8 protein-coding genes and 1 tRNA gene are annotated in these 10,994 nt (G+C 47.7%); 3 read left to right on the forward strand and 6 right to left on the reverse strand.

The features are described 5' to 3' along the window. Positions 1 to 109: 109 nt before the first annotated feature. The gene (gene ilvY / locus GOU96_RS15260) at positions 110 to 1,006 is read right to left on the reverse strand and encodes an HTH-type transcriptional activator IlvY (RefSeq protein WP_076025667.1); all 897 of its coding nucleotides are present in this window, start codon (positions 1,004 to 1,006) and stop codon (positions 110 to 112) included. Between the two features lie 137 nt (positions 1,007 to 1,143). Between ilvY and ilvC the strand changes: the two genes are divergently transcribed. Next, positions 1,144 to 2,628 carry a ketol-acid reductoisomerase gene (ilvC, locus tag GOU96_RS15265; RefSeq protein WP_000024929.1) on the forward strand — a complete coding sequence of 495 codons (1,485 nt, stop codon included), beginning with the start codon at positions 1,144 to 1,146 and terminating at the stop codon, positions 2,626 to 2,628. 126 nt (positions 2,629 to 2,754) lie between these two features. Here ilvC and ubiK read toward each other — a convergent pair whose 3' ends face one another. The 4 genes from ubiK to vexR form a co-directional block, all read right to left on the reverse strand. Then, positions 2,755 to 3,006, reverse strand: a complete 252-nt coding sequence (gene ubiK / locus GOU96_RS15270; protein ID WP_000458935.1) for a ubiquinone biosynthesis accessory factor UbiK — start codon at positions 3,004 to 3,006, stop codon at positions 2,755 to 2,757. A gap of 115 nt (positions 3,007 to 3,121) precedes the next feature. Beyond that, positions 3,122 to 6,232: a multidrug efflux RND transporter permease subunit VexB gene (vexB, locus tag GOU96_RS15275; RefSeq protein ID WP_001212849.1), complete on the reverse strand. Its 3,111-nt coding sequence runs from the start codon at positions 6,230 to 6,232 to the stop codon at positions 3,122 to 3,124. 11 nt (positions 6,233 to 6,243) lie between these two features. Further along, positions 6,244 to 7,350 (reverse strand): multidrug efflux RND transporter periplasmic adaptor subunit VexA, encoded by a 1,107-nt coding sequence (gene vexA / locus GOU96_RS15280; RefSeq protein ID WP_000759354.1) that lies wholly within the window; start codon positions 7,348 to 7,350, stop codon positions 6,244 to 6,246. Positions 7,351 to 7,368: 18 nt separating this feature from the next. Then, the gene (vexR, locus tag GOU96_RS15285) at positions 7,369 to 7,950 is read right to left on the reverse strand and encodes a TetR family transcriptional regulator VexR (protein WP_001290345.1); all 582 of its coding nucleotides are present in this window, start codon (positions 7,948 to 7,950) and stop codon (positions 7,369 to 7,371) included. A gap of 160 nt (positions 7,951 to 8,110) precedes the next feature. Here vexR and rep point away from each other — a divergent pair, with 160 nt between their 5' ends. After that, positions 8,111 to 10,126 (forward strand): DNA helicase Rep, encoded by a 2,016-nt coding sequence (rep, locus tag GOU96_RS15290; protein ID WP_267783057.1) that lies wholly within the window; start codon positions 8,111 to 8,113, stop codon positions 10,124 to 10,126. A 67-nt stretch (positions 10,127 to 10,193) separates the two neighbouring features. Here the strand turns inward: rep and GOU96_RS15295 are convergent, their stop codons facing one another. Further along, a complete protein-coding gene (locus GOU96_RS15295; RefSeq protein WP_000367639.1) occupies positions 10,194 to 10,601 on the reverse strand; it encodes a c-type cytochrome in 408 nt (135 codons plus the stop codon). Between the two features lie 289 nt (positions 10,602 to 10,890). On the opposite strand from GOU96_RS15295, the gene GOU96_RS15300 reads away from it, so the two are divergent. Further along, positions 10,891 to 10,967 (forward strand) — tRNA-Arg (locus GOU96_RS15300). The last annotated feature ends 27 nt before the right edge of the window (positions 10,968 to 10,994 follow it).

The following is a 10,994-nucleotide window of genomic DNA, read 5'->3' on the forward strand; positions in this document are numbered from 1 at the left end:
TATTAAGAAAGGCCGCTGATAACTCAGCGGCCTTTTTGCATTCTGTCATCTTGATTTTCAATATCTAGGTTATCGATACAGTACCGATAACCTATTCTTCTAAAGTTCTTTATTTATCAACAACGCTTTTCTTTGCCGAAACGACCCGCCACAGTGCTTGGACAAGCGGATTATCTAACTGTGAACGCTTGCAGCAAACACCGAGCATAAAGGGTTTGATGGGGCTGACGCTTAAGCGCTGGATCTTGTCACGTACAGGGCTGTTATTGATAACCACATCCGGAGCAATCCCTACTCCACATCCAAGAGCCACCAAGCTAACAATCGCTTCATGTCCTGCGATCTGAGCATAGATATTGGGTTTTATCTTCATTTGCTTAAACCAGGTATTGGCTCTATCGCGCGCGGTTCCCGACTCTGGGACAATAAACGGAATTTCATTCCAATCAGGCTGCTCTTTTTGTAGCTCATCCATAAAGCTGCTGATCCCAAGTGGTGCGATGACGGAAAGAGGGATCTCACTGATTGTGGCGAATTCAATGCGGCTTGGCAGTTGTTCAGGCATCGCAGAAATTGCTATATCCGCTTCATCGTGCAGGATTTTATCGATCGCTTGTGCCGGATCGCCTGTTAGCAGTTTAAATTCGATGTAGGGATGTTTGAGGCGAAACGAGCTGAGAAGCTCAGGTAAGTGGCTATAACTGGCCGTAACAGAGCAGAATAGCTTTATCTCTCCTCGCAGTTCTTGGCTGTGATCGTTGAGTTCGGTAGTGAATTGTCGCCAGTCGTGAATGATGCGTGCCGCAACGGGCAGTAATTGGTGGGCTGCGGGAGTGAGTTCAACACTGCGGTTGTCGCGCAGAAAAAGTGTGTGACCTAAATCTTGCTCCAGCTTCTGTATCTGTCGACTGAGTGCGGAAGGGCTGAGATGCATTGCAGAAGCGGTTTTACTGAAATTTTTGCAGTCACATAGATGCATGAATAGCTGCAGAGTTTTGATGTTCACAAAAGTTCCTATGTTGCATTTGTTGCAATAACTAGTTGTGAATATATCACTTTGCGCAATTTTGTCTCTGGCTTAGTATGAGTTTATTCGGTCATATCGCACCGACTTAACGGAATCACTTATTAAGGAGCACCCTCATGGCGAATTATTTCAATACGCTGAACCTGCGTGAACAGTTGGATCAACTTGGTCGTTGCCGTTTTATGGCGCGAGAAGAGTTTGCAACCGAAGCTGACTACCTAAAAGGTAAGAAAGTGGTGATCGTGGGTTGTGGGGCTCAAGGCCTAAACCAAGGCCTCAATATGCGTGATTCAGGTTTGGATGTTTCTTACGCTCTGCGTCAGACTGCGATTGATGAACAGCGTCAGTCATTTAAGAATGCCAAGAACAATGGCTTCAACGTCGGTAGTTATGAACAACTCATCCCAACCGCAGATTTGGTGATTAACTTGACGCCAGATAAGCAGCACACCAGTGTGGTCAATGCGGTGATGCCTCTGATGAAGCAAGGTGCTGCCTTGGGTTACTCACACGGTTTTAATATCGTTGAAGAGGGCATGCAAATCCGTAAAGACATCACAGTTGTGATGGTGGCACCAAAATGTCCGGGTACGGAAGTTCGTGAAGAGTATAAGCGCGGTTTTGGCGTTCCTACTCTTATCGCGGTACACCCTGAAAACGATCCGCAAGGTGAAGGTTGGGAAATTGCTAAAGCATGGGCTGCGGCAACGGGTGGCCATCGTGCGGGCTGTTTAGCTTCTTCTTTTGTGGCTGAAGTGAAATCCGATTTGATGGGTGAGCAAACCATTCTCTGCGGCATGCTGCAAGCGGGCTCTATCGTTTGCTACGAGAAAATGGTTGCTGATGGCATCGACCCTGGTTATGCGGGCAAGCTTTTGCAATTTGGTTGGGAAACCATTACCGAAGCACTCAAGTTTGGCGGTATCACTCATATGATGGATCGCCTGTCTAACCCTGCAAAAATTAAAGCGTTTGAGCTGTCTGAAGAGTTGAAAGATCTGATGCGCCCGCTGTACAACAAGCATATGGATGACATCATTTCTGGCCACTTCTCTAGCACCATGATGGCGGATTGGGCGAATGATGATAAAGACTTATTCGGCTGGCGTGCAGAAACCGCTGAAACGGCCTTTGAAAACTATCCAACAACCGACGTAAAAATTGCTGAGCAAGAATACTTTGATAACGGTATTTTGATGATTGCCATGGTGCGTGCTGGGGTTGAGTTGGCGTTTGAAGCGATGACGGCTTCAGGCATCATCGATGAGTCGGCTTACTATGAATCACTGCACGAACTCCCACTGATTGCCAATACGGTAGCGCGTAAGCGTCTGTATGAAATGAACGTGGTAATCTCTGACACCGCAGAGTACGGTAATTATCTGTTTGCCAATGTGGCGGTACCACTATTGCGTGAAAAGTTTATGCCGAAAGTGGGCACTGATGTGATTGGTAAAGGATTAAGAGTGGTCTCTAATCAAGTTGATAACGCAACGCTTATCGAAGTAAACAGCATCATCCGTAACCATCCGGTTGAGTATATCGGTGAAGAGCTGCGCGGTTACATGAAAGACATGAAGCGCATCGCCGTGGGTGATTAATCCCTATATTGATTTCCAAAGCAAACACAACAACACACTATAATAAAAACCAAGAAGGCTTAGTCGAATGACTAAGCCTTTCTTTATTGAGTGCTAAGTGGCGTGTTTACTGTATGAACTCAGCGCTTATTTGTCCGCTAATTTGGCTTCAAGCTCAGCCATTTTCTGCTCTAACTCAGTGAGCTTTTGGCGAGTGCGTAACAGCACTTGAGTTTGCACATCAAACTCTTCGCGGCTGACGACATCCAGTTTGTTCAGTTGGCCTTGAATGACCTGACGCACTTTCTGTTCTACATCAGCACCCAGTTCTTTGACGGGTTGTGGCATGGCTTCATGGATTTGCTTGGCGATCTGCTCGAGTTTTTTGGCATCAAACATAGTAATTCTCCTGTTAAGTTGCCAACATTCTATGCAATTCAGCTAGGGATGTCGTTAGATTGGATAATAAAAAAGGCCATCGAAATGGCCTTTTGTGATGAGACTGAATATTGGATTACAGCTGACGATGAGCCGCTTTGGCTTCATCAATGCGGGCCAATTTCTCCAGATCTTTATCCTCAACAAACACCGGTAGTGGTTTGTGTTTCTCTGCAAGGTAGCTGTAAATCACCGGCAGTACAAACAGAGTAAACAAGGTACCAATTGCCAGACCAGAGACGATAACAATACCGATACTGAAGCGCTGCGCAGCCCCTGCACCGGTGGCGTACATCAGTGGGATCAGGCCTGCGATCATTGCTGCAGTGGTCATTAGGATTGGGCGCAGACGCACTTTAGCGGCATGCATGACAGCCTCAATCCGGCTGAGTTTGTTGTGTAACTGCTCCTCTTTGGCCACTTCACAGATCAAAATACCGTGTTTAGTGATAAGGCCGACCAGTGTGATCAAGCCAACCTGCGAGTAGATGTTCATGGTTGCCGTACCCCAAGCCAGTGCGATCAAGGCACCACAAATGGCGAGTGGTACAGAGACCATGATAACCAAAGGATCTCTGAGAGATTCAAACTGAATCGCCAACACCAAGAAGATGATCGCCAACGCTAGGCCAAATGTGGCATACAGCGCGCTACCTTCGGTCACATACTGACGAGCTTCACCCATGTAGTCATGGCTATAGCCTTTAGGCAGTTTGCTGCTTGCCAAATTCTCAAACCAGTTGATGGCATCCCCCATAGCCGTGCCCGGTGCTGGCACCGCACCTACGGTGGCAGAGTTGAGCTGGTTGAAGTGGGGTAGCGAGCGAGGCTCTGCAACCACATCAATCGTCACTAGGCTACCGAGTGGGATCACTTTGCCATCTGCCGCGCGAACGTAGTAGCTGTTCATCGATTCAGGGTTGAGACGCCATTTACGTTCCACTTGCGGGATCACTTCGTAAGAGCGGCCGTTGAGGTCGATACGGTTGACATAACCGTCGGCCATCATGGTGCTGAGCGTGATGCCAATATCTTGCATGGTCACGCCGTAGGCACCGGCTTTATCTTTATCGATATTGATCTTCATCGTTGCCGAATCGAAGTTCAGATCCAGATCCGAGTAGACGAACATCGGATTGGCTTTGACTTCGGTCAGCACATCGGTGGCGATGGTAAACAAGCTTTCAAAGTTGCTTGGCGTGGTGATCACAAATTGGATCGGTAAGCCAGAGCCTGCACCAGGCAGTTCTGGCATCTGGAATGCCGTTACCGCCATACCTGGGATATCTTGTACCAAGGTACCCACGCGGTTGGTTACTGTGGCTTGGCTAGCTTCACGCTGGCTCCATGGCACCATTGACGCAATACCAAACGCCTGGTTTGAGTTAGGAACACCAGTAAACACCTGAGCGAACTGAACTTCTGGCTGATCAGACAGAATTTTATTCACATCATCCATCGTATTCGCCAGATAATCGAGGTTGGCATTCGACGGGCCTGTGCCCATCAGCATGATTACCCCTTTATCTTCCGATGGCGCAAGCTCACTTGGAATGAACTTAAACAGCATTGGTAAACTTGCAAAAACGATAAACGCAAAGGCAATAACCACAGGGCGATGAGCCATCACCGCGGTCAGCATGCGTTCATAGCGTGCCGTCATGCGATCCAGTAAATGGTGCACTTTCAGTTCAAATTTGTTCGGCGCTTCATTGGCTTTGAGCATCTTTGAACACATCATCGGCGACAGAGTCAATGCAACAATACCGGATACAAAAACAGAACCAGCCAGTGTGAGCGCAAACTCTTTAAACAGTGAGCCGGTGATACCGCCCATCAAGGCAATCGGCGCATAGACCGCACCCAACGTCAGCGTCATCGCAATAACTGGGATGGCAATTTCACGGGTACCGATGATCGCCGCGCGGAAAGGAGATTCCCCTTCTTTGATATGGCGGTCAACGTTCTCTAGAACGACGATCGCATCGTCAACCACAAGGCCGATCGCCAGAACCATCGCCAGCAGCGTCATTAGGTTCCAAGAGAAGCCCATCATCTGCATCACCATCGCAACACCAATCAGTGAAAGCGGGATAGTGACGATAGGGATGAGTACGGCACGCAGTGACCCCAAGAACAGAGTAATGACCACAAGAACGATCAGCGCCGCTTCTACGATGGTTTTGATAACCTCGTGGATCGATTCATTGATCGCAACCGTTGAGTCATACAACACGTTCATTTCAATGTTGCTTGGCATGTTTTTCTGCAGCTCAGGCAGCATCTCAAGCACATCTTTGGCGATGTTGATAGGGTTTGCACTTGGGGCCGCGTTAATCGCGGCAACGACCGCTTCACGGCCATTAGCACTCGCGCGATAGGTATCATGGCTCTTAGCCAAGGTAACTTTCGCGATATCACCTAGGCGAGTCACGGTACCTTTCTCAGCTTTCACCACCAGACTTTCCAAATCTTCCACGGTGGAGACTTGGGTATCGGCGCTGCCGTTATAAAGAACGAATTCACCAATCGCCTGACCGGTCGCTGACTGATAGTTGTTGGCATTCAGAATGCTCATCACATCCGCTGCGGAGAGGTTTAGTGCCGCCATTTTGGCTGGATCGAGCCATACCCGGAGCGCGTATTTCATACCGCCATACAGATCGATACTTGACACACCATTGACTGCGTAAAGCTGTGGATTAACCACGCGCTCTAGGTAATCAGTGATTTGGCTGGATGCCAATTCATTACTGGTGAAACCAATATACAGAACCGCAGTGGTTGAACCGGTCGACATGGTGACGGTCGGATCTTCTGCTTCTTTAGGCAACTGCGAGCGAACCGAGTTGGTCTTGGCCAGAACGTCAGATAACGCGGCGTTGGGATCCGTATTCAATTTCATGGTCACTGTGATGGTCGAGCGACCCAACACGGACTGTGACGTCATAAAATCAATGTTATCCGCCTGTGCTACCGCTTGTTCCAAGGGTTGAGTAATAAAACCTTGAATCAAATCGGCACTGGCACCGTAATAGCCGGTGCTCACCGTAATTACGGTGTTGGTCATTTCAGGGTATTCACGCACCTGCATTTTGAAAATGGCTTGTAGACCAAGCAACACAATCAAAAAGCTGATCGATACCGCTAAAACTGGACGTTTTATAAAAACATCAGTAAAGCGCATGATGCCTCCGCTTACAGCATTGGGGTTTCTGCTGGTGGTGTAGTCGCATCACTTTCGACGATACGAACTTTAGCACCGTTACTCAGACGTACTTGACCTGTCGTGACAACCACATCACCCGGTTTTACGCCTTCCAGAATGTGAGCAATAGATTCAGAGCGCTCACCCACTTTCACAACATGTTGCTGGACGCGCTTCTCACCATTTTCTTCGCTGACAATGTAAACATTGTCACCGTAGAGGGTATAGGTAATCGCGGTTTGCGGCAGAGTGACTTGGTTTTCCAGCTTAGGCAGAATGATGTTGGCACGCGCAAACATGCCGCTTCGCAGTTTGCCATCACTATTTGGGATATCCGCTTGTACTTGGATCAGGCCGCTTTGTACGCTCACTGCAGGTTCAATCGCTGAGATGGAGCCTTTGAATGAGGTCTGTGGATAAGCATCGACAAAAATATCGACTTCTTGGTCCAGTGAAATCCGCGAAATATCTCTTTGTGGCACGGTAAAACGCAGACGCATTACGCTGGTATCTTCCAAGCGCACAATGTCTGTACCCGGCTGCAAATATTGACCTAAGAACACATTACGAATACCGATCACACCAGCAAAAGGCGCTTTGATTTCACGGCGAGCAATGGTGGCTTTTAGGCTTTCAATATCAGCGGAGAGCGCATAGTAGCTCGCTTCTGCTTCATCATAAGACTCTTTAGAGATAGAACCTTTAGCGAACAGACCCTTGTAGCGTTCATATTTGGCTTTCGCTGCAGGCAGGCGCGCTTCAGTGCTTTTTAAATTGGCTCGTTCTACCGCTGAATCCAGTAGCACTAGAGGTTGGTCTTTTGCGACTTGCGTGCCCGATTCAAACGTAATTTGGTCAATCACCCCTGCCGTTTCGGTCGTTAGCGTCACACCCTGATTCGGTTCAATAAAACCGATCGCTTCAATCACGGGTACCCAATCAACCGGATTGGCGGTCACTACGGTAACCGGAAATTCTGGCTCAGGACGATTGGCGAGGTACTCGGCAATTTTCTGTTGTTTGAAAAGATTGAAACCTATCACGCTGCCAAACAGCAGGACCGCGATAAGCAACATAAAAAATGTCCACTTTTTCATTCTGGTGCGAACTCCAAATTAGTGTTGAGTAATTGCATCCCAACTGGCTTGAATCATTGCATCGAGAGTTGAATCATCCAGTTGATAAAAACCTAAAGCGTATTGACGAGCAAGAGTGACGGTTGTTTCAAAACTCAACGCAGAAAGAAGATGGTTATCGAGAGGTTTGAAAATTCCCTGCTGCTTTCCTTGGTCGAACAACAGTTCGACTTTGGCAAACATTTTTTGCTCTAGTTCCCTTACATTGCAACAAGTTGTTGTTGGTAAAGACTCATACTGCACTCGATTGCTGATAATGTCACGACAAGAGCCAGCCAACGTCCAAATATTCAGCCACATAGTACGGAAGCGTTCTTGCAAAGACATGTCATCTCTCAGATTAGCTTGTACGGCTTCGGCGATTTTTTGACTAACGTGCAAACGCACTTCAATCAAGAGATGATCTTTATCGCGGAAGTAACGATAAATCGTTCCGGTTGCCATATTCGCTGCTTTTGCCACTTTATGCATCGAGAGCCCTTGAAAGCCCTGTTCTGCAATCAGTTTTTCAGCCGCGATAAGGATTTGGAGCTGTTTATCGCCGTACACTATTTCAGACATCACATTTCTCTGCAAATGAACGGTTGTTCATTATAGCGGCTAACACCCCCTGTTTTGCAATACACTTGTGCAGTAAATTTTTGTAAAGGCAGTTTCTTTGTTGGTAATCCTCGGTGAGCGGATTATTATTGGCGGCTAAATAAAGAGGATTGAGAGCGCTATGAAGCTGAACCCAAGACAAGATGAAGCGGTCAAGTACGTCTCCGGACCCTGTCTGGTATTGGCGGGGGCGGGTTCGGGCAAAACACGCGTCATCACCAATAAAATTGCCTATTTGGTTCAGCAATGTGGCTATAAAGCACGCAATATTGCTGCGGTGACGTTTACCAATAAAGCGGCGCGTGAGATGAAAGAGCGCGTAGCTCAAACACTCGGTAAAGGTGAGTCGCGTGGCTTAATGGTGTCTACCTTCCATACTCTTGGCTTAAACATCATTCGCCGTGAGTTTAAAGCTTTGGGCCTCAAAGCGGGTTTTTCACTGTTTGACGACCAAGATCAGCTCGCGTTACTTAAAGAGCTGACCGAAAAGCAGCTCGACGGCGATAAAGATCTGCTGCGCTTGCTACTGAGCACCATTTCCAACTGGAAAAATGACATGCTGACTCCGCCGCAAGCCAAGGCAATGGCGAAAGGGGAACCGCAGCAGCTTTTTGCACACTGCTTTGAGCTTTACCAAAAACAGATGCAGTCTTACAACGCACTCGATTTCGATGATTTGATCTTGCTGCCGGTGTTACTGCTACGCAGCAATGAAGAAGTACGCCAACGCTGGCAAAATCGGATTCGCTATCTGTTGGTGGACGAATATCAAGATACCAACACCAGCCAATATGAGTTGGTCAAACTCTTAGTGGGTGAGCGTGGCCGTTTAACTGTGGTGGGAGATGATGACCAATCCATTTATTCATGGCGTGGTGCAAAACCACAAAACTTGGTGTTACTTGGGGAAGATTTTCCGAGTTTAAAGCTGATTAAGCTCGAACAAAACTACCGCTCGACCAGCCGCATTTTGCGTGCGGCGAATATCTTAATTGCCAATAACCCCCACGTTTACCAAAAGGCGCTCTTTTCTGAGTTAGCGGAAGGGGAAAAGCTCAAGGTCATACTGGCCAATAATGAAGATCATGAAGCAGAGCGAGTGACCGCAGAAATCATCGCCCATAAGTTTCTCAATCGAACCGAATACCGAGATTACGCGATTCTTTATCGCGGAAACCATCAATCGCGACTGATTGAAAAATCGCTGACTCAAAACCGTGTGCCGTACAAACTTTCCGGCGGCACTTCGTTTTTTGCGCGCGCAGAGATCAAAGACATCATGGCTTACCTGCGAGTACTGGTGAACCCTGATGATGACAACGCATTTTTACGCATTGTGAATACGCCGAAGCGCGAAATCGGCCCAGCTACGCTCGAAAAGTTAGGCAGTTACGCCAATATGCGGGGCAAAAGCCTATTTACCGCCAGTTTTGAGCTCGGTTTAGAGCAGCATTTGAGCGGGCGAGGGCTTGAGAACTTACGCCGCTTCACTGAGTGGTTGGTGGCGATTGCCGATAATGCTGAGCGGGGTAACACGGTGGAAGCGGTGCGCGCATTAGTGCGTGATATTCGTTACGAAGATTGGTTGTATGAGACTTCCGCCAGTCCGAAAGCGGCCGAAATGCGCATGAAAAACGTCTCCGATCTCTATTCATGGATCGTGGCCGATTTGGAAGGTGATAATCCCGATCAGCAAGAGAAAACTCTGAAAGAGGTGGTGCAGCGTTTAACTCTGCGCGACATGATGGAGCGTGGCGAAGAGAACGATGACAGTGATGCGGTACAGCTGATGACACTGCACGCCTCAAAGGGCTTAGAATTTCCGTACGTGTATTTGATTGGCGCTGAAGAGGGCATTTTGCCGCATCAAACCAGCATTGATGAAGAGAACGTCGAGGAAGAGCGGCGCTTAATGTATGTCGGTATCACTCGCGCGCAGCGTGAACTGACCTTTATGGTGTGTAAAGAGCGGCGCCAGTTTGGAGAGCTGATTAAACCCATCCAAAGCCGTTTTCTTGATGAGCTACCGCAAGAGGATATTGAGTGGGAAGTGAAGAAAAAACCCGTTACTCAGGAAGAGCGAATGGCCAAAGGCCAAGCGCATATCGCTAATTTAAGAGCGATGTTTAAAAAGTAAAATAAAGAAGGGCTTGTCAAAACAAGCCCTTCTTTATTATCAATTAATTGAATAGTAAACCCGCTTATTACAGGCCTGCGATCATATGCTCAATCGCAGCAACGATTTCATCGTCCGAACAATCCATACAGGTGCCTTTGGCTGGCATAGCATTGAAGCCATTAATCGCGTGGTTTTTCAGCACATCTTTACCTTGAGCGATACGCGGTCCCCAATCGGCAGCATTGCCTGTTTTCGGTGCACCAGAGATCCCCGCTGAGTGACAGGCAGTACAAAAAGTACCGTAAACCGTTGCGCCATCACGAGGACCTGTAGGAGCGGCTTGTACTGGTTCGCTACCCGCCAGATACACATCACCTACCGGCTTAATGCGTTCAGCAATTGCATTTTTATCGGCTTCAGTTAGAGCAAACGCTGCAGTAGAAAATGTTAGAGCAGCGAACAGTACGCTTAAGAGTGATCGAGACATATCCATTAACTCACTTTACATTCCGAAGGTAAGTGCTGCTTACCTATTATTTTTAGAGTGTTTCAATTTAACGGGCGGTAATTGCTGTTAAATCAATGTAAATTTTGGGTGATTATATCCTGAGAAGTTGTTGCAATAAACAACAAGTTGCGATCTTCCGGCGGTGAGTCACATCCTTTATAAGGGAAGAGTAGCAAGCATCTGATGAAAAAGGCGTCAAACAGTAAAAAAAGTAAAAAAAGTACTAGACGCCCTAATGTGATATACGTATTATTCCACTCCGCCGATAGGGCATGCGCCCGTAGCTCAGCTGGATAGAGCGTTGGCCTCCGGAGCCAAAGGTCGAAGGTTCAAATCCTTTCGGGCGCGCCATTTCGCCCGGGGAATATCGGTAAAGAA

Source organism: Vibrio sp. R-1, from assembly GCF_035615595.1.
Classification (GTDB): Bacteria; Pseudomonadota; Gammaproteobacteria; order Enterobacterales; family Vibrionaceae; genus Vibrio; species Vibrio cholerae.

Coding starts and splice junctions, on each gene's coding strand:
- ubiK (WP_000458935.1), bottom strand. CDS start 3,006: ATGTTTGATGCCAAAAAACTCGAGCAGATCGCCAAGCAAATCCATGAA.
- ilvC (WP_000024929.1), top strand. CDS start 1,144: ATGGCGAATTATTTCAATACGCTGAACCTGCGTGAACAGTTGGATCAA.
- vexR (WP_001290345.1), bottom strand. CDS start 7,950: ATGTCTGAAATAGTGTACGGCGATAAACAGCTCCAAATCCTTATCGCG.
- vexA (WP_000759354.1), bottom strand. CDS start 7,350: ATGAAAAAGTGGACATTTTTTATGTTGCTTATCGCGGTCCTGCTGTTT.
- rep (WP_267783057.1), top strand. CDS start 8,111: ATGAAGCTGAACCCAAGACAAGATGAAGCGGTCAAGTACGTCTCCGGA.
- GOU96_RS15295 (WP_000367639.1), bottom strand. CDS start 10,601: ATGGATATGTCTCGATCACTCTTAAGCGTACTGTTCGCTGCTCTAACA.
- vexB (WP_001212849.1), bottom strand. CDS start 6,232: ATGCGCTTTACTGATGTTTTTATAAAACGTCCAGTTTTAGCGGTATCG.